Below are 228 nucleotides of genomic sequence, written 5' to 3' on the forward strand. Positions count from 1 at the left end.
GATTGATACAGGAATTGAAAGGGAGTGTATTGGAAAGATACATTGATTATGAAGCTTACGGTCGTGATGTTCGACTTGAGGAGGGAGGGATATACACGCATAATGGATATTATGTTTATATGATTGATTCCCCACGAATACAGAGTGAAGAGGTATGGGGAGCGATACAGGAAATGAAACGGATTGCTTAAAGCTATCGTTTGTCCGTTTGTCTGACTTTTTCTTTAA

The 228-nt window shown here is 39.0% G+C and carries 1 protein-coding gene; it reads left to right on the top strand.

Annotation, left to right across the window (positions count from 1 at the left end; genetic code table 11):
- On the top strand, positions 1-191 hold a 191-nt coding region (locus LJE08_RS14595), incomplete at its 5' end, for an antirestriction protein ArdA (RefSeq protein ID WP_227403663.1).
- Positions 192-228: the final 37 nt, after the last annotated feature.

This window comes from Holdemanella sp. DFI.5.55, assembly GCF_020593575.1.
GTDB lineage: Bacteria > Bacillota_I > Bacilli_A > Erysipelotrichales > Erysipelotrichaceae > Holdemanella > Holdemanella hominis.